The following is a 24,907-nucleotide window of genomic DNA, read 5'->3' as shown; positions in this document are numbered from 1 at the left end:
TCAGGATTATGCATGGGGTGTTGATGCCAGGATCGATACTGGATGGTTTAAACTGGGGTTGGCTTTACAGGAAACTCAGCCGGAGTTTATGTCATTATCCGCACCAAATGTTGTTAATGACCGGCAAGCGGGGAATTTTGATTTTATGCTAACTTTTATGCCGGGATGTGATTTTAGTACCGCCTATACGGTTAATAAAAGTAATGTTGAGAATATAGGTTCAAAACTTACTATACTCCAGCAGGCTGCTAATATAGGGGTTAATATCGACTCACCGGATGCATGGCCTGATATCATGATAGGTGTTAATGGGAATATGCTTCAAAGTGTACCCGATACCGCGCAGAGTAATGTTATGAAAGGCGTTAATATTATGGTAATTCAACGTTTTGGTATTGAACCAGGGAGCCCCTATTTTGAATTAACCGCGGGACAAAATGTGTTTGAGGATTATCTTAAGATGGTGGATGATACCCAGGTAACTAATTATAGCGCAAAACTTGAACTACCGATAGTATCGTGGTTTAGTTGCAGCGTCGGGGGTAACCAAAATGAGGTGTATAACATTACTAGCAAGGTCCTTACACAACTGAAGGGATATAGTTTTGTGGTTAACAGCGTTATTATCCCCGAGAAAGTTGTTGTGCGGGTACTCTACGGGTTGAACACAGAAGAAACTGATACGACACTTGAACTCGCGTGGAGGGTGACAGATAAGTTTGATACTGTATTTTCGGTTACTACCGCTGTTATTATTGATAGTATAAGTAAAGTCAACCGCCAGGAGAATGGGATGGATCTTAGGGTAGCGTATAGTTTCTAGGAAGTAGAGGGTGTAAACTTTTTATCTTCCGGATGTGTCTAAAGTAAGTGAAGGGTAATATTATATTTATGTTTAACCACAAGTTATTGTTCACCGGTGTATTCGCACTGCTTGTATTTCCGGCATACCTCACCGCTGGGTCGCTCTTAGAGGAGTTTAAGGATAGTTTTACAATAACAGATACTAAGAAAAAGAAAAATGTTACCACTGAATCTAAACTTGTTGTTACAGAAAGTAAACTAAAAAAAGTGTATTCTGATTACCAGTCTGATACACAACAGGTGTATGTCTATCAAGGTGAAGTACAACCGTTGATCGTTGTCGCTCAGGCGGAGACTGAGGATTCTAAATTAAAAAAGTTTTATGGTGATTTTAATTCTTCCTCTTCAAACGATAGTGATTCTACTCCTTCAAACTCAACCACGCAAAGATCGTATTCACGTCATCATCCGCGCAGGTATAGCCCGGATTTTTATTGGTATAACTATCCGTATTACTATCCTTACCCATACTTTTATCCCGGGGGCGGGACGGTGTATATGTATGAAAATGTTCAGGGGAGAGTTCAGGATACTATGCAAAACAGTAGTATTATGGCTGATGAACTTCCGGTACCTGAACGGCATATGTGGTATAACGCAGGATTGAATTATCAGTATATCGGGGAGAACATTAACGCCGTAGGGTTGGGGATTAACCTCGTATCCTCCGGGAAAAGTGATGAGTTATCCTATGGGTTTAAGTTTAACTACAACCTCTTCAGTGAAAAAGTTGAGGCTGAACATTTTACGTTGTCACTCTACGATATAGGGATTACCGTTGGGAAACCTATGGGCTGCGGGCTTATTGAATCATACATCGCGTATTGTAACCTCAGTGGCCTCTCCGGGTTAGCATTAAATCTGTCAGTTGACCAATGGTTTTTTAAGTACTTTTCTGTGAAAGCAGCATTAGGCGTTTATGTGATCAACCAGGCGCCGTTGACGGATCTTTACGCTGGGTTCGGGGTGGGGAATTCTATGATACAACTACAGTTTGGTTACCGTGCAAGAAGTTCGTTAACCACGCAGTTGAACGGTCCTGAACTACGGATGGTAACGACGTTCTGAAGTCTTATCTTCAATAAATAAAGAAAAGCCCACGATAGGATTTGAACCTACGACCTACGGTTTACAAAACCGTTGCTCTACCAGCTGAGCTACATGGGCGTCTAGCATACCAAAAGTATTATATTACAAATCTGCGTAGTTGACAATAGAGTGTTGCTACCATCTTACTTTTTTGATAAGATAATAATACAAATCCTGTGACAGTGACTATTAACGCATATCGGTATCTACTCCAAAACGAAAATGATCAATACGAGATATATTAACAAGAAAGTGGAGAATTAAATGTTTGAACAGGCATTTAAGAATATTGACGATATCCTGCATAAAGAAGCGGGGTGTAGTAGCGAACTGGATTATGTAGAACAAACCTCATGGATACTCTTCCTGAAATACCTGGACGATCTCGAGAAAGATAAGAAAACCGCTGCAAAGCTGGCGGGTAAGTCTTACACCGGGATCATTGCTCCGGAATACTCCTGGGAAGTATGGGCTGTCCCTAAGGATAAAGACGGCAAACTTGATCACCACAAAGCCCTCACCGGCGACGATCTGAAAGATTTTGTTGACCGTAAACTGTTTACTTACTTCAAAAAGTTTAAAACCAATGCTGAAAGCGCCGATACTATCGAGTACAAGATTGGCGAGATATTTACCGAGCTAAAGAACAAAGTCCAGAGCGGCTACAACCTGCGCGAAGTCGTTTATTTGATAGACGAACTACGTTTCCGCTCCCATGTTGAAAAACATGAGATGTCGCATCTGTATGAAGATAAGATCAAGAATATGGGTAACGCAGGTAGAAACGGCGGGGAGTACTATACCCCGCGGCCGTTGATTAAAACAATCGTGAAAGTTGTTGCGCCAACGATCGGAAACAAGATATATGACGGCGCGGTAGGGTCAGCGGGATTCTTGTGTGAAGCATTTGAATACCTCAAAACCAGTAAGAACCTTACCACTAAAGAAGCGGATACCTTGCAGAAGAACACTTTCTATGGTAAAGAGAAAAAGTCGTTAGCGTATATAATTGGCACGATGAACATGATCCTGCACGGCGTGGAAGCGCCGAATATTGTGCATACCAACACTTTGGCGGAAAACCTTGCTGATATTCAGGAGAGAGACCGGTATGACATAGTACTCGCCAACCCGCCATTTGGCGGCAAGGAACGTTCTGAAGTACAGCAAAACTTTCCTATTAAGACCGGTGAGACTGCGTTTTTATTCCTTCAACATTTTATCAAGATTCTTAAAGCTGGCGGCCGGGCGGGTGTGGTTATCAAGAATACGTTTCTTTCCAATAATGATGCAACAAGTTTAAGAAAATTATTATTAGAGAGTTGTAATTTGCATACAGTCCTTGATTTGCCTAGAGGAGTTTTTACTGCGGGAGTTCAGACGGTAGTATTATTTTTTGAGAAAGGTGCTCCGACCCGCAAAACATGGTTTTACCAGCTCAACCTTGACCGCAACCTTGGTAAGACAAACCCGTTGAATGAAAACGACCTGGCAGAGTTTGTAAAACTGCAGAAAACTAGAGCCAATTCTGAAAACTCGTGGACTGTGAACGTCGCGGATGTTGATACTACCACTTGTGACCTTTCGGTGAAGAATCCGAACAAAAAGGATGAAGCCGCGTTGCGTGAACCGGGAATAATTTTGGACGAAATGAAAGAGTTGGATGAAGAATCGGCGGGAATCATTAAGGAAATCAAAAGAATATTATGAAAAATGGCTTAAACCAAGGAAGGAGTCGGTTATAAAAGGTAACCGACTGAAATTGGAAACCTCGGGATTTATAGAAGAAAACAAGTATAATAGTGAAAAATCCAAACAAAAGCGACGAGTTCGCTTTGCATGAACCGAAAGAGATTTTAGAGGAGATGAGCTATATAAGGAAAGTGTTAAGGTTTTTGAGAAATTAAGGATATATATTTATAAAAAGAACTTATGGATAAAAATATTGTTTATACAAAATTGTTATGCTTTGGGTTATTTCCAGAAAAATTGGATGGTATTTTTGTTTCTGAGAAATTTGGAAAATGGATTAAAAATAATAAATCTATAAATATTCCATTTAATGACAGGTTTTCTTTATTAAGTTATAAATTAACTCGCAATAATAATTCGCCTCGACAGATGGGAATTCCACATCCTCTTGGATATTTTAGATTGGTAAGAGAGATTCTCAATAATTGGGTAAAAATTGAAAAACTATTTCAACCAGTTTTTTACAAAGAAAAAAGCATGGTTTGTCCCAAGACAGGGAATAGAAATCTAAGACTAGTTTCATTGAAAAGTTATGATAAGGACCCGGGCGAAGAGCAACTGCAATTAGATAAACAATTTGGCAATAAATATCTTGTTCATGCTGACATTTCTTCTTGTTTTCCAAGTATCTATACGCACAGCATAAGTTGGGCATTGGTTGGGAAAAAGACAGCTAAAAAGAATCAGCGCGATCATAATATTTGGTATAACAAGATTGATAAAACCTGCCAATATTTACAAGATGGAGAAACAAGAGGAATACCTATTGGAGCAGATACATCTACTATTTTGTGTGAAATAATATTATCAAAAATAGATCAGGCATTAAAAAAATACAATTATATCCGTTTTATTGACGATTACACGTGTTCTTGTAAAACAAAAGAAGAAGCAGATAAATTTATACGTGATTTAAGTAAATATTTAGAGGACTACAAATTATGTCTAAATGTTAAGAAGACGAAGATACTAGAATATCCCAAGGCAATAAATGAAGATTGGGTAAGGAAATTACGTATGGCTGTTGATTGGCAATCAATAGGAAAAAAGGAAAAAGACAGCGTTATTGGATTTTTAGATTTATCAAGCGAATTGTTTGAAAAAAATCCCAATGAATCTTCAATAAGATATGCTACGCAAATATTAAAGAAGAAAAAATATAAAGATTATTCGATATATAAATTGGTTTTGAGGTATTTTTTAAATCTTTCCTTCTTGTTCCCCTATATTTTAGATACTTGTGATGAGTTGATTTCTCGTGGCATTAATTCTTTTAGATCAAATAATTCCGATATTAAGGCTATAATAGAAGAAGCTTTTACAAAAATATTAGAAGAGCATACAAAGTATCGAAGATCTGATGTGATAACATGGAGTATGTTTTTAGCTATTAAATATGATCTGTCAATCCAAAACTTTTCTAGAATAGAGAAGGATATTGTTAAAACAAAAGATCCCATTCCATCCCTGATGGCTTATTTATATAAAAAAATAAGGAAAGAAAACATAGTATCTTACAAAAGTATGGTTTCAAAAGTTGATGAAAATGAATGGTGGCTTTTTAGTTATGAAATATGCAGGATCGAAAAAATAGCATTAAGAAATACAGAAATGGAAAAAGCTAGGCGTGCAAAGATCACGTTTTTATCTAGTGAAATAACTTCAAAACTATGACTTTACAAATTAAACATTACTGGCAAACGAAAAAACTTGGGGAATGCTTCAAATTAAGAAGTGGCGATAATATAACAAGGAAAATGATGGGCGAAGAAGGTAAATATCCTGTATATGGCGGGAACGGGATCGCAGGCATGTACGACAAATTCAATCTATCAGGAAGCAATATTGTTATTGGTAGAGTTGGGGCTTTGTGCGGGAATGTAAGACATATAAAAGAAAAGATATGGCTTACAGACAATGCATTCAAAATAACGGATTGGAAATATGATTTCGATCATGCTTTTCTTACATACTTATTAAACTTTAAGAATCTTCGTAGTTATGCAAGACAAGCTGCTCAGCCAGTCATTTCTAACTCCTCGTTAGAAGATGTGTTATTACAATTCCCTAAATCAAAAGAAGAACAAAAACACATTGTCGCGATACTTGATAAAGCATTCGCTGCTGTTGCGAAAACAAAAGAAAACGCTGAGAAGAACCTGCAGAACGCCCGTGAACTATTTGAGTCGTATCTACAGAACGTCTTTGCCAATCCGGGGGAAGACTGGGAAGAGAAAAAGTTGGGGGAAATGTGCGAGATTAGACCTCCTAAAAATGAAGCTCGAACTAAACTAAAAGAAACAGATTTAGTTTCTTTTGTTCCAATGGAAGATTTGGGAATACACAAAAAGAAGTTTATTCCGATAAAGGAAAAACAGTTAAAAGAAGTTGAGGGAAATTATACTTACTTTGCCAATGAGGACGTTCTTTTAGCAAAAATAACACCTTGTTTTGAGAATGGGAAATTGGGGATTGCTCGTAATTTGAAAAATGGTATTGGTTTTGGCTCAAGCGAGTATATCGTTTTCCGAACAAATAAAGATTTAGCACCCGAGTTTTTATATTACTACTTATCTCGTAATGAATTTAGACAAGAAGGAGCAAAGAGAATGATGGGTGCGGTGGGACATAAAAGAGTCTCAAAAGAATTTATTGAGAACTCTGTAATTCCATTCCCGGATATCTCTAAGCAAAGACACATTATCACCAAACTCGACGTTCTTTCTACTGAAATAAAAAAGCTCGAAACCATATACCGCCATAAACTATCCGACCTTGAAGAACTAAAGAAATCTGTCTTAAGGCAAGCGTTCAATGGCGAGTTATAACATCCCCTACCGTTATTGTACGAGGTATTATATTTGTACGCATCCATTGGATGAATATATACAAAGTAGTATACTTTGTATGCATTGTGAGTAGGATGGATACAAAACAAATATGAACGAAGTTGAAACAAAGAAGTTGGAATTTGCAATGAGTGCAAAACTCTCACATGTTCAAATAATGGGATGGCGTGATATAACTAGCAATGCGGGAGAACTATAATATGCGCGAATCAGAAATAAAAACAATCGTTAGTCAAGGGGAAGGGTTGCGCGAGGATATATTTAAAATAATTGTTCCATTGACCCCGCTTACCATGCAAGCTACCATGCAAGCTACCGTGCAAGCTACCGTGCAAGCTACCGTGCAAGCTACCGCGCAAGTTACCCCGCAAGTCACCCCGCAAGCTACCCCGCAAGCTGAGAATGATAAAATCAGCAAGATTCGGGCATTTTGTATTGAACCTAAGACTAGGGAAGAGATACAACAGTTTTTGGGACTAAAAGATCGTGAACATTTTCGTCTGGAAATATTAAAACCATTGATCAAAAATAAAATGCTTTTACTAACAATTCCGGATAAACCAAATAGTCCGAAACAAAAGTATTACTCAAAAATTATTAAGGAAAAATCATGAACGAAGCTGAAACCAGGGCAGAATATCTTGACCCGAACCTAAAATCCAGCGGCTGGGGTGTTGTTGAAGGCACCAAAGTTTTGCGGGAATTTAAAATCGCACCGGGGAAGATCCAACCCGGCGTAGGACGTGTCAACCCATTATCCGCAGACTATGTGTTGGTATATAAAGGACGTAAACTCGCTATTATTGAAGCCAAAAGTGATGAAGAAACAGTCGGGGAAGGCGTTGCGCAAGCCAAAAACTATGCTGAGAAGATGCATATCGAAACAACCTATGCCAGTAACGGGAAAGAAATTTACCAAATTTGTATGGTTACCGGTAAGGAAGGATTAGTTCCCGCATTTCCCACACCGGACGAGCTCTGGAACAAAACATTTGGTACACAAACCCAATGGCAGAACAACTTTGACCAAGTACCGTTCGAAGATATTGGCGGTACTAAAGATGTACGGTATTACCAGGAAATTGCAGTGAACAATGCAATGGCCGCGATTGCAGAAGAGAAGCAGCGGATACTGCTCACCCTGGCAACCGGTACGGGGAAAACATTCATAGCGTTTCAAATAGTATGGAAGCTGTTCTATACTCGTTGGAACCTCAAACGTGATGGTAGCCGGCGGTCGCGTATCCTCTTCCTCACTGATAGAAACTTCCTGGCTGACCAGGCATTCAACGCGTTCTCCGCATTCCCGGAAGACGCGTTGGCGCGTATTAAACCCGATGAAATCCGTAAGAAAGGCCGTGTTCCAACCAACGGCAGTATTTTCTTCACTATTTTCCAAACCTTTATGAGCGGTACGGATAAAGATGGAAATCCTGCGCCGTACTTTGGCGATTACCCGGCGGACTATTTCGATTTTATTATCATAGACGAATGCCATCGCGGCGGCGCGAATGACGAAGGCAACTGGCGCGGGATACTCGAATACTTTTCACCGGCGGTACAACTCGGCCTCACCGCAACGCCTAAACGCAGGGACAACGTAGACACCTACCGCTACTTTGGCGAACCGGTATATATTTACTCGCTTAAGGAAGGGATTAATGACGGTTTTCTCACGCCGTTCAAGGTAAAACGTATAAAAACAACGATTGATGATTATGTTTACACCTCAGATGACAAGATTATTGAAGGCGAAGTGGAAGTAGGGAAGATTTATACTGAACCGGATTTTAACAAAATAATTGAGATAAAAGAACGTGAAGCTAAACGGGTACAAATATTTCTTTCAGAAATTGACCAAAACGAAAAATCTATCGTATTCTGTGCCACCCAGGACCACGCGTTAGCTGTCCGCGATTTAGTAAACCAGCAAAAGAAAAGCAAAGAACCGAACTACTGTCAACGTGTCACTGCCAATGACGGCGCGCTTGGTGACCAGTACCTGCGGCAGTTCCAGGATAACGAAAAGACTATACCGACAATCCTTACTACGTCACAAAAACTTTCTACCGGCGTTGATGCCAGGAATATACGTAACATCATTCTCATGCGTCCGGTTAACTCAATGATAGAGTTCAAACAGATCATCGGGCGCGGTACACGGTTGTTTGACGGGAAAGATTTCTTCACTATTTACGACTTTGTAGATGCATACCATCATTTCAACGATCCTGAATGGGACGGCGAGCCGATAGTGGACGTATGTTCAAGATGCGGACAAATGCCGTGTGTATGCGAAAAAAAACCGCCAGTGCCATGTCCAGTTTGCGGGAAACGTTCGTGCGAATGCGAGAAACCGCCGACAGAACCGTGTCCAGTATGCGGGCAACAGCCGTGCCAGTGTCCTAAAAAGGTTAAGATCAAGCTTCGTGACGGGAAAGAACGTGAAATACAACATATGATTGCTACCTCTTTCTGGAGCGCAGACGGTAAGCCAATCTCTGCGGAAGAGTTCCTGCAAGGGTTGTTTGGTACACTACCGGACTTCTTCAAGAGCGAAGACGAGTTACGGAAGATATGGTCCAACCCGGTTACACGGAAGACGTTGCTGAAAAAACTTTATGATGCCGGGTACAGTATTGACGTTCTTACCAGCCTGCAGAAATTGATAAACGCGGAGAAAAGCGACTTGTTTGACGTACTTGAGTACATTTCATTTGCTATAGAGCCAATAACGCGTGAGACGCGGGTAGCGCAGGCGCAGGTTAAGATTTTCAGCGGGTTGGATAACAAACAAAAAGAGTTCCTGGAGTTCGTACTTTCTAAATACATCGAATCCGGGGTGGAAGAACTTGACCAAGAAAAACTACCTGGCCTTCTGACACTGAAATACCAAGCAATCCGCGATGCGGAAGAAACACTCGGCGGGGTAGACAATATCCTCACCACGTTTATTGAGTTCCAAAAGTATTTGTATGAGTGATACTATCCTAGAATATTAAATGTGATATAATACTTTTTATCAAGAAAACGGGTATGTGCGTACCTCCTACCGTAAGCTTGAAAATATTTATTAATAATTTATGCGTAATTTTGCAGTGTTCGTTTGTCTAATATATATGAGGAGTCATTGTAGAATGTTTATCTCATTACGTTTAAATGCTAACAATATTAACTGGCTATAGAGTGAGAAATATTTGAACGTTTACAAAGATTTATTATCTTATTATTTAGGAAGTAGAAGTAGATAATTCGAGCGAAAATTTGATTTTTAAGGTTCAAATAGAGGATTCCAAACAAAAACTGGGGTATTTAGTAAATGGTTAAAAAATTATTTCCCGAATTTATTGTCTTACTAAATCCAGGAATAAAACAATATTTATAATAATTATTACCTTCCTTTCCGTTCTAATAAATGTTTCCTTACTAGAAGCCGTTGTCATTAGTAATTTTCAGGTAAATCCTGACATTGTTAACCAGACGTTAAGACAACCAATTTTAATTTCTTATACTATAATAGATGTTACGGGAACGGTTAGTGTGGATGTTGAAATATATAATGGTACTATACCAATAAGAATCTTTAATTCAACATCATCAGCAATAGGTTCTGTAAATTATGTAACCTGGGATGGATTTACCAGTAGTAATACTTCTGCAAATCCGGGAAGTTATACAATAAAAATTACCGCTGTTTATAATGGTTCTGATATTGTCTCAACACAAACAAATTATATTTTAAATGACTATCCGGATATGGTAAGCAAAGTTTGGACTCGTCAAATCGGGTCAAATAATACGGATAGTTGTTATAGTATCGCGATAGATACTTCCACGAATATTTATCTTACCGGAGATGCTAAGAGCGGGATTGATGGTAATACACCCCTTGGTTCAAATGATATGGTTTTGATTAAATATGATACTAATGGGAACAAACAGTGGGTTAAACAATTCGGAACAAGTGTATCGGATAGAGGGCATTCAGTTACAATAGATTTATCAGGAAATATATATATAGCTGGATTTTATAATATTAACGGTAGTTTAAGGAAATATGATTCTGACGGAAATGAACTCTGGACCAGACAAATTGGCACGGGTACTGCTACAAATGTTTACAGTGTTGCTACCGACGTTTCGGGAAATGTTTATGTAACCGGAGAAACTACTATTGGATTGGATAATAATATAAATGTTGGTAATTATGATATATTTTTAATTAAATTTGACTCAAACGGAAATAAACAATGGACCAAACAAATGGGAACGTCTCTAGAAGATCGAGGGCGTAGTGTGACAACAGATTCATCAGATAATATTTTTGTCACTGGTTGGACATTGGGCGGACTTGACGGAAATAACTATTATGGATCTAGAGACATTTTTTTAGTTAAGTATAATACTAATGGAGTAAAACAGTGGACTAGACAAATAGGAACGGCTACAGACGAGGATGGTCGTGATATGGTGACAGACTCTGCCGGAAATATTTATGTCACCGGTCTAACTTGGGGTGGGCTTGATGGAAATATTAATTGTAGTGGTGATATGTGTTTAGTTAAATATGATACTAATGGCAATAAACAATGGACTAGATTGTACGGTTCTACAAACACAGATATAGGCCAAAGAATTGAAATAGATTCTTTAAACAATATTTATGTGGCAGGACATACAACAGGTGGATTAGATGGGAATACCAATGCAGATGCAGGCAGTTACGATGTATTTTTAATTAAATTAGATCCTAACGGAAATAGACAATGGACTAAACAATTTGGGACAAGTGCTGATGACTATGGTTATGGCTTGGCAATAGATAATGCCCGAAATATTTATATTGGTGGTTATACAGGTGGGCAACTTGATGGTAATATCAGTGCTGGGCTTCAAGATATATTCTTAATCAAATTCTCGAGTTTTGGAGTAGAACCACAAATTGATACAGTAAATCCATCGTTGGGGACGGTCGGGACACAGGTAACGATTACCGGGACGAATTTTGGTACTGCCCAAGGTTCGTCGTCAGTAATATTTAATAATAGTATTACCGCTGGAATATTATCATGGAGTAATACACAGATTGTTTGTACCGTTCCATCAAGTGTGACAACGGGTAATGTAACAATAACGACTTCCAGCGGAACGAGTAATGGTGCTTTATTTACTGTTGCCGAGATGATTATGGGAAAAGTCATGAAGATGGATGGAGTGAGTGTAATTGTTGGGGCCAAAATAGAAGTGGTCAATGGTCAGGGAATAGCAGTTAGTAGCGTAACTACAAATACGACAGGAAATTATTCAATTATAGTATTGCCGGGAACATATGATATTCGGGTATCTACACCAGGGTATCCGACAGTACGACGGAATGGGTTACTAGTTAATGTTGGGCAGAAGACTAATTATGATATCCAATTAGAGACTTTTACAGTTGCAACCGGACCCGTTGTTACCCCGACGACTATATCCGGGACAGATGTAACACCTGTACCGACAGGTGAGTGGCAAAATTATACCAATCCGAATGATATAAACTGTTTAGTACGGGAGGGAAACTATTTATGGTATGCAACTCGCGGTGGTGTAGTGAAGTGGAATATTAATGATAATACTTACCAGTTATATACTCCGGCAAACAGCGGGTTAGCGAATGATTATGTTAACTCAATTACGATAGATAGTGCGGGAACGAAATGGTTTGGAACATCTACTGGTGTAAGTAAGTTTGACGGTACTGCCTGGACGACATATACTACAGCGAATAGTGGGTTAGGTAATAATTACGTAAACTCAATTGCGATAGATAGTGCGGGAACGAAATGGTTTGGTACTTCTAGTGGCGTGAGTAAGTTTGACGGTACTACCTGGACGACATATACGACAGCAAACAGCGGGTTAGCACGAAATTACGTAAACTCAATTGTAATAGACAGTACAGGTACGAAATGGTTTGGTACTACTTCTGGTGTAAGTAAGTTTGACGGTACTACATGGACAACTTATACGACGGCAAACGGATTAGCGTATAATAACGTCTACTCAATTGTAATAGACAGTACAGGTACGAAATGGTTTGGTACTTATGGTGGTGTGAGTAAGTTTGACGGTACTACATGGACAACATATACGACGGCGAATGGATTAGCAAGTAACTATATCAATTCGATTACGATAGATAATGTAGGAACAAAGTGGTTTGGTACTGAGTCTGGCGTGAGTAAGTTTGACGGTACTACATGGACAACATATACGACGGCAAACGGATTAGCAAATATCGATATCCGATCTATTGCGATAGATAATGCAGAAACAAAGTGGTTTAGTACTTCTGATGGTGTGAGTAAGTTTGACGGTACTACCTGGACGACATATACGACAGCAAATAGGTTAGTGTATAATAACGTCTACTCAATTGCAATAGATACTATGAGTGCTAAATGGTTTGGTACTACTTCTGGTGTAAGTAAGTTTGACGGTACTGCCTGGACGACATATACTACAGCAAACAGCGGGTTAACAGATAATTACGTACACTCAATTGCGATAGATAGTGCGGGAACGAAATGGTTTGGTACTTATGGTGGCGTGAGTAAGTTTGACGGTACTACCTGGACGTCATATACGAAAGCAAACAGCGGGTTAGCAGATAATTACGTAAACTCAATTGTAATAGACAGTACAGGTACGAAATGGTTTGGTACTTATGGTGGTGTGAGTAAGTTTGACGGTACTACATGGACAACATATACGACGGCAAACGGATTAGTAAATAATGGTATCTTTTCGATTGCGATAGATAGTATGGGTACAAAATGGGTTAGTGCTTATAATAGTGGCGTGAGTAAGTTTGACGATACTACTTGGACGTCATATACGAAAGCAAACAGCGGGTTAGCAGATAATTACGTAAACTCAATTGTAATAGACAGTACAGGTACGAAATGGTTTGGTACTTCTGGTGGTGTGAGTAAGTTTGACGGTACTACTTGGACGACATATACGACAGCGAATAGTGGGTTAGGTAATAATTACGTAAACTCAATTGCGATAGACATTACCGGGAATAAATGGTTTGGAACTGGTGCTGGAGTATCAAAATTCACTGGTGGTGGTACTGGCGACATAACACCACCCACAAATTTCGTTGGTACCGTTTTTTCGACTACAACTATACGATGGACATGGCAGGATAATTCTTCAACAGAAGATGGGTACAGAATATATACTGCAACGAACGGGCTAGTGGTTGAGCTTTCTATAAACACAACAGCCTGGACGCAGAATGGATTATCGCCAAACACTTCGTCTTATGTATATTCCATCTGTTCATTCAACAGTAGCGGTGAAAGTCCCAAGGTTAATTTATCAACTTGTCCTGTTTATAGTTTTGCCAACCCGCCGGTTGATATGTTTAGAACCTCTGTAAGTTCCACGACTGTAAAACTTCAATGGAATTCGAACACTAACCCGTCTTGGACAGAATATTATTGTTCAGGTTCGTCAATAGCATCAGTTGGTTTATACAACTTAAACAGCGGGTGGGTAAACACAACAAATTATCTGTTCACTTCGTTAATCCATAACACAACGTATTATTTCAAAGTAAAAGCACGAAATCTAAATGGAGTAGAAACAGAATATTCGAGTGTTAATTCGGTGATGACAGCCATTGTCTCCACTTCACCGTATATAAATGTATATGTACCAAGCCCAACTGGAAATCTGATGGCAGCAGGTACTGGTGTAAGCGGGCAGATATGCCTCACATGGACCGTACCCTTAGTAGATCAGAGCCATAGTGCTGCGGAGAGTTATATATTATACCGTTCTACAATCAACAGTTCAGGTTATAATATAGTTGCAACAACCGCAGGGACTGTTTACATTGATACGGAACTTACAAATAACGTGACATATTATTACAAAACAATCGCAATAAATTCTGCCGGCGAGTCAGCGTTCTCAAATACTGTTTCTACGTATCCATATGTATCTCAAATCGTTCTACCAGTACCTACAAACGTGTTAGTTACCAACCCTGCAACAGGTGGTAAACTGAATATTACATGGACCGGTGTCACAGTTGCGAATCTAGCTGGATATAAAATATATCGCCGTACAAGCGGAACTGGTTATGCGTTGGTTACAACTATAGCTACAAATATTAGTACTTATCAAGATACCGGGTTGACTAATGGTATTAGGTATTACTACGTAATAACCGCATACGATATTACTGGTAACGAAAGCGGATATTCAACAGAAAAGTCAGAAGTCCCGACTGGAATAGTAGTCTCTCTATCACCTCCTGCGAATGTGACAGTAACAGATTTGCATACTGATGCACGGTTGAGAATACAATGGGACAGTGTTACAAATGCAACTATATACCACGTTTGGCGGACCGATAGCATTAACGGTACGTATCAAAAAGTAATATCAACTGGAGTGACAATCTCGCCGTTTATTGATAGTGGGTTGTTGGCAAAAGTGACGTATTATTACAAACTCCAGGCAGCAGATGATAGTGGCAACGTCAGCGGGTACTCAAGTATCACCAGCGCGTGTCCTACTAGCGTGGACGTTACACCACCAACTGTCGTGGTTGGAATTTCTATTACGAATCCACAGAAGGGCAACAAACTTATCTTAAGTTGGAACACCGCAGTTGAAGACACCGATCTTGCAGGATATCGCGTGTATCGTTCAACCACGAGCGGTGGAACGTACCAGTTTATCGGGAGTACGACGCCGGCAGGAAGCGCAGTAGGTAGTGGGAAAATTGTCACGAAAAGTTACCAGTGTACCGGGTTGATCAATAATGTTACGTACTATTTTGTAGTAACCTCGTACGACATGTCGGGAAACGAAAGCATGCAATCTGTGCAAGTATCTGGATATCCCACGTCGTTAACGGACAACGTTCCGCCGGTGAAACCGGTAGGATTAACAGTAACCTCCGATTCTTCTGGTAAGCAGGTAGAACTTACCTGGAATGCAAATAAGGAAAATGATTTGAAAGAATACCGTATCCTCCATGCGGAGGGTGCAGCCACAACTGAATTTACAGAACTCGCAGTCTTGCCTAAAGGCGGATGTACTTATACGGATATCGGGTTAAAAAACGGGGTAGAATATCGTTACTACGTCTGCGCTGTGGACACTAACGGCAATCAAAGCGTACCATCGGATACACAATCAGTTACTCCAATGGATACTCAACCACCGGTCATAGATACTGTAGAAACCAACTCTAAAACTATAACCCAGCTTGGTAAAATAACGGTAAGTTTTTATGTTGGAGAAACGTTGAAGCAGGATCCGGTAGTGAAGGTATGTGGACACCTGGCAGTATTGACCGACAAAATTGTAATGGGCGATGTTGTGTATTACAAGTACGCATATACGTTACGCGAAGCTGACCTCACTACAGGGCAGGTAGTAGCGATGATAATAGATACAGTAGACGAAGCCGGGTTGAAAAGTTCGCGAACATTGAATATTGTAGTTGACGTTAAGCAAACTGAGAATATGATGCGCGTGATGGGTAACCGGTTGGACTTACAGAAAACGGGAAGTAAAGCTGTTATCCACTATTATTTATTAGAATCCGCGGCATACCTAAGGTTGAAAGTGTACAACATCGCAGGTGAGCTTGTGAGGACGATAGACGGGGGTCAGAAGAATGGGTGGGGCGCAATTGAATGGGACGGCAAAAATGACAACGGCGAGACGGTATCTTCAGGAGTATATTTTACATACTTGGAATCTGATATATTTAAACAAACACAAAAGATAATAGTAATAAAATGACGACTTATAATAAACTTAAACAAAGGATGTTGTTGTTCATCCTTTTGCCATTACTAACTTATCCAATCCATCATGTTTACGGAGAAGGAAATGTTACGGGAAAAGTTACAAATGGTAACGGACACCGTGTGATGAACACAAAAGTCTGTGATGTTAATGGTAACTATACTTTCACAAATAGTTCTGGTGTATACACTTTTACAAACATTCCAAATGGTTTGTGTAGATTAACATGTTATGCTCCGGAAAACTCTGGTATGCTTAGCACCCAAGAAGAGATTGGAATTATACAATCAGGAAAGACAACAACAATAGATTTTTATATGTATTGTGTTGGTAGTATTAACGGAAAAGTAACTGATGACAATGGAAACATAGTAAGTAATAAAGCAATAAATGCGACGGGCTATGGCAGCGGTTATACTTATACCTCGCTTTTAGGTACATACACGCTCCGGGACTTGTCGCTTGGAACTTATACAATAGAGAGTCCGCGGGACAATTATTTAAATCTTTTAAGTACATCTATATATAACATCAAAATAAGTTCATCATACCCTGTCACAATTGATTTGAAGTTGACAATCGGCGGTATTCTAGAAGGTCATGTAACTGATCCTTACGGCAACATTGTGGAGAATGCACGTGTTTTAGCGCCAGATGTTTCAAACCAAACGTATACCACATCAATAGGTAGTTATACATTAAGTGCATTACCTAGCGGTAAGCACAGATTATTATGCAGTCCACCGAATGGCACAAATTTGGTAGCAGTAGAAAAGTATGATGTTTCAGTTACTGCTCAACAGACTACAGAAACAGATTTTGTGTTACCAATAGAAGGTATAATATCCGGCCAAGTAACAGATATTTCTGGTAATCTTTTATCGAACGTCATGGTTTATGTAACAGGAATAGTAGAAAAAAGTGTATATTCAACTGCTGCAGGAACATATACCATCCGCGGTTTGAGAACGGGTAGTTATAAAATATCGTATGTCCCGCTAAGCGGTACAACTTTGGTAAAACTTGAGCTTTATAACGTATTGGTAACCACGCAGCAAACAACTACAGTTAATGCTGTTATACCTGAAGGAGGAGTACTGCAAGGAAGGATTACAGATTTTTCTGGTAACCCTGTAGCCAGCGCAGGAATGAGTTTGTTAGGAGTAGCAAGTAAATACACGACTACAACTTCGACAGGTGGGTATACATTTAGAGGGTTAGCAAGCGGGATATATTCGTTGACCTGTACATCTCCACAGAATAGTAATCTGGTCAATTTAACTGAATACAATATTAGTGTCACGACCCAACAAACAACAACTTTGAATTTATTAATACCCAAATATGGTACTGTTGAAGGAGTTGTGACCGATTACGACGGTAATCCAGTGTATAATGCCAAAGTCAGCCTTTCCGGGCCAACATCAAAATCTGTTTATTCCCTATCGTCGGGAAGTTATTCAATAATAGGGCTGAAGTATGGATCTTATACCCTATCATGCGCTCCACCTGCAAATAGCGAGTTGAAAAACTGGTCTATATACAACATCATGGTTGCTACGCAGCAAACAACAGCAATAAATGTTACTTTACCTAAAGCACCTGTCTTAATTGGTACAGTAACAGACACTTTAGGAAATCCTATTCCCAACGTATTAATCACGGTTTCGGACTCTTCGTCAAAAAAAGGGTTTACTTCCGCTCTGGGGACTTATACTATCAGTGGATTGAATTCGGGAAGTTATACAATAGCAGCTTGGCCTTCATCCGGTAGTTTTTTTGTGCGTAAGTACTTGTACGGAGTCGTGATTGGTACCCAACAAGTTGTAGTCCAGGATTTTGTATTAGCAACTGGCGGCATTGTTTGTGGAAAAGTAACTGATATCGACGGAAATCCGGTGGCCATGGCAACTGTAAGTATTAATTCTGAATCAACGTACACTTCAAGCATCGGAACATATACTATCTCAGGAATTTCGACCGGCACTTTCAACTTGAGCTGTTCCCCGCAGATGAACTCTGGATTATTTAGTAAGGTAATTAGTAACGTTACAGTACGGTCCGCTACATCGACGGTTGTTGATATGCTGCTTGACCCTCAATGCACAATGGTAGTGACGGCTAAGGATTCCAATGATAACACTGTCTCAGACGCAAATGTAGAAATATCCGGTCCACTTAGTGCGTCAATGAGAACTAATTCCGTGGGCAATGCAACTATTAACTACTTACCAAAGGGAACATATTATATCTCTTGTACTCCGCCCACAGGCAGTGCTTTGTTATCCAAAACAACGTACTACACAGTTAACAATAAAACTTCTACTGTTACAATCTATATGAACACAGGCGCTACGCTTAGCGGTATAGTCACTGATAAATATGGGAACAGGATTAGCGGCGTGTCTATCTCAGTTGGTAATGGTAGTTTTGGCTACAGTGTTATGACCACATCTTCCGGGGCATATACAATCACTGGGTTGCAAAAAGGGAATTACCATATAACTAGTGAAATCCTTAATAATTCTCAATACTTAAACATGCCGGTAGTTTATATTACGATATTAGAATTACAGAATTATACTCAAAACATCATTCTAAATACCGGAGGTGTTCTGCAGGGAAGAGTACTCGATTCTTCCCGTAATCCAGTAATCAATGCTAGTGTTGACCTAATAAGTTCAGGTTATTCGAAAAACGTTTACTCTTCTTCAGTTGGCAGTTTCACTTTTACTGGTCTTGGTGAATCATCATTTTATTACCTCAGAGTTGATCCACCGGTTGATAGTAATTTCGTGGGAGAAACAATATCTCAAATCGTTGTTCCTTTTGGTCAAACAATCACTCAGGATGTGATTTTGGGAAACGGAATTGTGATTCAAGGTCGGGTTACAGATATTGACGGGAATCTATTGAGTGATGCTAAAATTTATGTCAACGATTCCCAAAGGAATGTTAAAACAGGATACACAAGCAATACCGGAACGTATACCGTTAATGGTATCGAAAATGGGAAATACAACATTTTATGTTCCCCATTAGATATATATGCGAATTTATCTGTAGCAGTATATGACATTACAATTTCAAGCCAGAGTACAAGAAATATAAACTTTGTGTTACTCCCTGGCTGTACAGTTGTTGGGCAGGTACTTAACGAATGGGGAGCAGTCATCTCTTCTGCTAATGTATCTATCAGTGGTCCTGTCAGCAGGTATTTAGAAACTCGTCAGGATGGAAAGTTCTGTTTCACATCAATACCACAAGGAAATTATGTTTATACCTGCACCCCACGGAAAAGTATGAATTATGTAAGCCAACAGAACAGTTTTGTTGTTGACACTGACTCGGGAGTGAAAGTTGTTAATATCGTTTTATCCACCGGTGCCGTTGTTACAGGAAAAGTGGTTACTGAGGACGGTAAGGTTATTAGTAATGGTAGTGTGATAATTAGTGACGGGATTAACAGCTATTCTTGTGTCGTAACATCTACTGGGACGTATTCTTTATATGGAATAAAGTGTGGAACATATACACTCTCAGGTTCAGCCATCGATAATTCCAACTATTATTCTAGAGTGTATAACAATTTCTATGTAAATACCGGTGAAACACTGGTTAAGAACATTGTGATCATTATAGGGCATAAAGTGTATGGACGTATACTCAGTACGGATGGGACAGGAATAAGCGGTTGCCAGGTATCAGTAGTGGGAGAAAAGTCGGTAGGTTCGGTTATTTTCGGTTTGTATGAAATTTCAGGTTTAAGACAGGGTGTATATAAATTTATCGTGGAACCGCCTAAGAGCTATAATTCTTTATCACAGACTAAAACCGGGGTAAGTGTTGGAGATCAAGATGTGAATCTTGATATCGTCCTCTCACCCGGTGGTATTGTTGATGGTAAGGTTGTAGATTTATTTGGTAATCCTATACCCAATGCTGTCATATCAATTATTGGAAATACCTTCAGCAGGTGGGAGTATACATCAAACATCGGTACTTTTACAATCCGTGGTATACCCGATGGGATGTATTCAATACGCTGTACACCTCCATCAGATAGAGATTTGTCAATACAAGTGTTTGATGGTGTGAATATTGCGGTAGGGAAATCCGCGATAGTAGATTTTGTACTGAAATCTAAAGGAATAGTTACTGGCCGTGTTACGGATATTAACAATAATCCAGTAGAGCATGCTTATATCGAAATGCGATCCACATACAGTGCAGGAGAAAGCTCATATTATTACGCATATACAGGGAATCTTGGATATTTTTATTTCAATGGTGTGAATGAAAATATGTATAAACTTACTTGTACACCGTCGAGTTCATATAACCTTGTAGGTCTGATAAAAGATGGTATAAGTGTTACGGCTAGAACAACTACAGTTGTTGAGTTGCATTTGGATTCTGGCGGGATTTTACAGGGAAAAGTTGTTGACGAAACCGGAAGGTATTTGACTGAAGCTATTGTTCAGATTAGTGAGAGTAGTGGTAGTACAACAACTTCTACATTTTTAGGACGAGAAACTTACACTATACTCGGACTTACAGAAGGAATATACTCCGTCACTTGTGCTCCATATTGGTATATAGATCAGGACTTAGTATCTCAAACAGTTTCGCAGGTGATTATAAGAAAAGGGCAAACAACTACATTGGATTTTGTCTTGCCTACGGGAGGAATTCTTACTGGTAAAGTGATGGATGAACAAGGTAGATATCTAAGTACCCCCCGAGTGTTTATAGGCGGATATGGTACTAAGTATGAATGTTTGACAGAGAGCGGTGGTGCATATCGTATCAAAGGAGTACCGGGAGGAAAGTATTCTCTGGTATGTGAAGATATTACTGGCGGGTACGGAGTGGAAGTTGTTTCAAGTGTTACTGTAACTCTTGGAAAAACAACAAACGTAGATTTTATTATGAAGCATGGAAATGTTGTTCAAGGTCAAGTGGTTGATGAGACAGGAACGCCGGTATCCAATGTAACAGTACGGATTGATAATATTTTTAGAGAAACAAAGACTAATTCGTATGGAGCATATATAATCAAAGGTGTTCCCTCTGGTGTGTATACTATATTATTCACGACTTCCACCTATATCAATAAGTTATTTGCACCATTTACACGAAATGTTGTTGTTTCGACAAATACACAGGTGATATACGTGTCAATATCCCAACAAACTCCTGCTATTACGGGAACGGTATATTGTTCAGATAACACTACATTATTATCGGGATCTGTATTGTGTTTAGGGAAAACCGGGGTAAGATTGGATACGTATGACAATCTATCTGATTTATTAAATTATCGTCAAGTCTCCGTTAACTCTAAATACGGGTTTAGTTCTGTGAAGCAAGGTATGTATGACTTGTACTCTATTCAAGGATCTACAATAATATCTGTTGTTCAAAATGTTGAAGCAAAAGACGGGGAAATTACTGTACAAAATATTAGTGATATATCAGGTACCGGCGGCATTTCATGTAAAGTTAACAATTCAGGTAACTCTGTAAACGATATCACTGTCTGGGCAACAAACGAGAAAACAAACGCGCTAGCAGGATTTTGTACTGTTCCATCAGTAGACAGTAAATACGTGTTACCCGGGCTGAATGCCGGGGCATATACTGTTTATACATACATAAAAAATGTTGGGCTACAAAAGGTTATGGCAGTGGAAGTGGTTGATGGTAAGAACACAGAACTTGAGTGTATATACAACGTCAATTATATTCCGTTGGGTAATGAAAAAGTTATTACTGGAGATAACTGTGTGATAGAAATATCGTCCGGTACATTTAATGGGGATACTCAGTTTTTCGTTAATGCAAATGTGGTTGATGCCAGATTAGCAGCGGCAGACCAAGTGATGCCGGCAGGCCAATTGTTACCTGAATTGGTATCTTCCGTATGGGAACTAAAAGCTGTTAATGCAAACGGAATTACAATGAAACCTCAGAAAATGGTTAAGCTAAAATTACATTATCCTAGTATTGTTCCTGCTAATTATGAGAGTAAGATCGGAATTTATCATTATAATACTGGGGAACAACGGTGGAATTTGATTGAAAGCCCGCAGGCAGTGAATACAATCGATAATTACGTTACAACAGAAATCGGTTCATTTTCATACTTTAGGTTAGCGATATGCAATTCCGCGCGGGATAACCTGAATGTCATAGTCTATCCCAATCCTTGGTATAAAAACACAGCTGACAAACTAGTATTCAAAGGGTTAACTCAGGTTGCGGAAATCAGAATATATAATGTAGCGGGTGAACAAGTGTGGACTTATAAAAAAAATGATATGACAGACACCTTAACTTGGAACGGAAAAAACGATGTTGAAAACGTTATTGCCAGCGGAATCTATATTTATGTTATTACCAATGATAAAGGGGAAAAGAAAACCGGTAAACTTGCCGTTGTAAAGTAAAAATATTTTTAAATTGTTTATTATATATACGGTCGAAATCATGAAATTATGGGAGGCATAGAATGTTTAGAAAAGTACTAGTTATGATTATTTGCGTTTCCTTGTTATTGCCTTATGCAACTTGTGCTATTGCGGAAGACGAATGTATTTCTGCAAAGTTAAATGCTCAAACGGATGTTTCAACCTATCATCATCCGCTAATCTGGGGTGGATTAGGAATCGGGACAGGTTTCTTGTTTGGTTTGATTGGCACTGGTGTTCTATGGCTGATAACTCCAAGTAGTTCTCCAGATGAAACAAGAATACTGAATATAACAAATGAAGGTAAAACACCTAATTACATTCAATGCTATACAGCAAATTATAAACAAGAAACTAAGAAACAAAATCAAACGTATTCTTTAGTAGGTGGTTTAATTGGTTCATTATGTGCTGGCCTTTATGTTGCTAATTTAAAAAAATAGATTAGGAGATAATAAGGAAAATGGTTAATAAGTGGCCTGTTTTTTGCGAAGGCATTCTAGTATTGTGTGTATTATTGATAGCCACACCGGTTTGGCCGTTTACTGGCGTACTCGTTAATGGTAATGCAATAAATCTTGTCTCTGACAATACTGATAATACCATAACATATGCCAGGTCTATCGGCGGGCCTGGTGCCGAATATTTTGTAAGAATGCTGCCTACTAACGAAGGTGTTGTAATGGCAGGTACAACAATCAAAAGTGTAAGTGATACAACTGATTTGCTATTGTCAAAGATATCACCCGACGGTATAATCACTTCTGCTATGTTATACGGTGGAACTCATAAAGATGTTATGAACAACATTATTAAAACATCAGACGGAGGATTCCTGTTATTAGGAGAAACTCAGAGTTTATTCTTTACACTATTGAAATTTATGAATCCATCTACCCCAATTGGACGCCCTATTGTAATTAAGGTCAAACCGGATTTGTCTTTGGAATGGGCACAGTTATTTCCTGAAAGCTATAACTATTTCTTTCAGGATGCTGTAGAACTTGAAAACGAATACTTTATTACTGGGTACGACCCTAAAGTTCGAGGAATAATAGTAAGTATGGACAAATCAGGAAAGCTTAAGGCGGGAAAAGTAATAAGTGAAGGGTATGTTTTATACTCATCAAAAAGTGACAATAACTCTTTTATGACAGTAGGTGTGACAAAAATTGACAGCTCAAATGCACTTACTGTTATTAAAGTTAGCAATAATGGGGAAGATAGGACAATAAAATGTTTTGCCTCAAAGGACATCAGGTACAATCCAACGCGTGTTTTGTCAACTCAAGACAAAGGTTGTATTGTTAACGGGTCAATAACAGAAATTGATGACAAAAAAAATGAAATAACCAAAGCGTTTGTAGCAAAATTTAATAGTAATGTTGAGATTGAGTGGATCCGCAGTTACGCTACATCAAAGAAAACGACTGCATTGTCGGTAATCGAATACGCAAGTGGTTATATTATTGATGGATACGCTACTGGTTTCCGTGGAGACATTCCAACCGGGCTACATATACTAGTTGATAATAAAGGTAATGGGGTAAAATACAAAATATATGGGTCTACTACAAATACAGTTACTATCGACAAGAGTTATTTAGATAGTTCCAATAATTTAACATCTGTTGGTTTAGTTGCTAAAGAAGCAGCACCAGCCGATTTTCTTTTACTCAAAAACAATATTGCCAACATGATTGTTTTTGATAAATCATTAATAACTGTAAATGAAATTCAAACCATAGAAACTAAAGTTCCGATAAATAGTATTGAAGCAATTACGAAAATATCAGCGGTCAGTATCACAAATGATATTTCAGTAAAAAAAGTTAGTTTTAAGAATGAATAATGAATGGACACGAATATTGAATGAAAGTGAAAACACGATTATTAACACTATCTTGTTTTGTTATTGTAATGTTAACCTATACTGCTCCCATATAAGATTATAGCAGAAATTGGTAGAATAAAGCCTCTGGAAAATGGAGGCAAAAAAGTATGGGGTATCGTAAATGGGACAGCGAAACGAAGTTTCTCATAGTGTTAGAAGGG

The 24,907-nt window shown here is 38.9% G+C and carries 11 protein-coding genes and 1 tRNA gene; 11 read left to right on the top strand and 1 reads right to left on the bottom strand.

The annotated features are described in order from the left end of the window. The coding region (locus WC955_08420) for a hypothetical protein (protein ID MFA5859077.1) at nt 1–823 on the top strand (823 nt) is incomplete at its 5' end. A gap of 68 nt (nt 824–891) precedes the next feature. Further along, nucleotides 892–1,932 carry a hypothetical protein gene (locus WC955_08415; protein MFA5859076.1) on the top strand — a complete coding sequence of 347 codons (1,041 nt, stop codon included), beginning with the start codon at nt 892–894 and terminating at the stop codon, nt 1,930–1,932. Nucleotides 1,933–1,958: 26 nt separating this feature from the next. Here WC955_08415 and WC955_08410 read toward each other — a convergent pair. Further along, nucleotides 1,959–2,031: transfer RNA gene (locus WC955_08410), tRNA-Thr, on the bottom strand. A 186-nt stretch (nt 2,032–2,217) separates the two neighbouring features. Here WC955_08410 and WC955_08405 point away from each other — a divergent pair. From WC955_08405 to WC955_08365, 9 genes are all read left to right on the top strand, one after another. Further along, on the top strand, nt 2,218–3,663 hold the full coding sequence (locus tag WC955_08405) for an N-6 DNA methylase (GenBank protein ID MFA5859075.1): 1,446 nt from the start codon (nt 2,218–2,220) through the stop codon (nt 3,661–3,663). A gap of 222 nt (nt 3,664–3,885) precedes the next feature. Continuing rightward, nucleotides 3,886–5,379: an RNA-directed DNA polymerase gene (locus WC955_08400; protein MFA5859074.1), complete on the top strand. Its 1,494-nt coding sequence runs from the start codon at nt 3,886–3,888 to the stop codon at nt 5,377–5,379. Continuing rightward, a complete protein-coding gene (locus WC955_08395) occupies nt 5,376–6,533 on the top strand; it encodes a restriction endonuclease subunit S (GenBank protein ID MFA5859073.1) in 1,158 nt (385 codons plus the stop codon). Before WC955_08400 ends, WC955_08395 begins: the two co-directional genes overlap by 4 nt. Nucleotides 6,534–6,754: 221 nt before the next feature. Next, nucleotides 6,755–7,168 (top strand): hypothetical protein, encoded by a 414-nt coding sequence (locus WC955_08390; protein MFA5859072.1) that lies wholly within the window; start codon nt 6,755–6,757, stop codon nt 7,166–7,168. Next, a complete protein-coding gene (locus WC955_08385) occupies nt 7,165–9,537 on the top strand; it encodes a DEAD/DEAH box helicase family protein (GenBank protein MFA5859071.1) in 2,373 nt (790 codons plus the stop codon). Before WC955_08390 ends, WC955_08385 begins: the two co-directional genes overlap by 4 nt. 557 nt (nt 9,538–10,094) lie before the next feature. Further along, nucleotides 10,095–16,373 (top strand): SBBP repeat-containing protein, encoded by a 6,279-nt coding sequence (locus WC955_08380; protein MFA5859070.1) that lies wholly within the window; start codon nt 10,095–10,097, stop codon nt 16,371–16,373. A gap of 257 nt (nt 16,374–16,630) precedes the next feature. Continuing rightward, complete coding sequence (locus WC955_08375) at nt 16,631–22,831, top strand: carboxypeptidase regulatory-like domain-containing protein (protein MFA5859069.1); 6,201 nt, start codon at nt 16,631–16,633, stop codon at nt 22,829–22,831. Nucleotides 22,832–22,893: 62 nt separating this feature from the next. Next, the gene (locus WC955_08370; protein ID MFA5859068.1) at nt 22,894–23,295 is read left to right on the top strand and encodes a hypothetical protein; all 402 of its coding nucleotides are present in this window, start codon (nt 22,894–22,896) and stop codon (nt 23,293–23,295) included. A 20-nt stretch (nt 23,296–23,315) separates the two neighbouring features. Further along, nucleotides 23,316–24,704, top strand: coding sequence for a hypothetical protein (locus WC955_08365; GenBank protein MFA5859067.1), 1,389 nt, complete (start codon nt 23,316–23,318; stop codon nt 24,702–24,704). The last annotated feature ends 203 nt before the right edge of the window (nt 24,705–24,907 follow it).

This window comes from Elusimicrobiota bacterium (assembly GCA_041658405.1).
Lineage (GTDB): Bacteria > Elusimicrobiota > UBA5214 > JBBAAG01 > JBBAAG01 > JBBAAG01.
The sequence above is the reverse complement of the archived record's forward strand: the minus strand, read 5'-3'. Positions and strand labels throughout refer to the sequence as shown.

Bases quoted from the DNA above. Each gene is read 5' to 3' on its own strand.
- WC955_08415 (MFA5859076.1), top strand. From the start codon at position 892: ATGTTTAACCACAAGTTATTGTTCACCGGTGTATTCGCACTGCTTGTA.
- WC955_08405 (MFA5859075.1), top strand. From the start codon at position 2,218: ATGTTTGAACAGGCATTTAAGAATATTGACGATATCCTGCATAAAGAA.
- WC955_08400 (MFA5859074.1), top strand. From the start codon at position 3,886: ATGGATAAAAATATTGTTTATACAAAATTGTTATGCTTTGGGTTATTT.
- WC955_08395 (MFA5859073.1), top strand. From the start codon at position 5,376: ATGACTTTACAAATTAAACATTACTGGCAAACGAAAAAACTTGGGGAA.
- WC955_08390 (MFA5859072.1), top strand. From the start codon at position 6,755: ATGCGCGAATCAGAAATAAAAACAATCGTTAGTCAAGGGGAAGGGTTG.
- WC955_08385 (MFA5859071.1), top strand. From the start codon at position 7,165: ATGAACGAAGCTGAAACCAGGGCAGAATATCTTGACCCGAACCTAAAA.
- WC955_08375 (MFA5859069.1), top strand. From the start codon at position 16,631: ATGCTTAGCACCCAAGAAGAGATTGGAATTATACAATCAGGAAAGACA.
- WC955_08370 (MFA5859068.1), top strand. From the start codon at position 22,894: ATGTTTAGAAAAGTACTAGTTATGATTATTTGCGTTTCCTTGTTATTG.
- WC955_08365 (MFA5859067.1), top strand. From the start codon at position 23,316: ATGGTTAATAAGTGGCCTGTTTTTTGCGAAGGCATTCTAGTATTGTGT.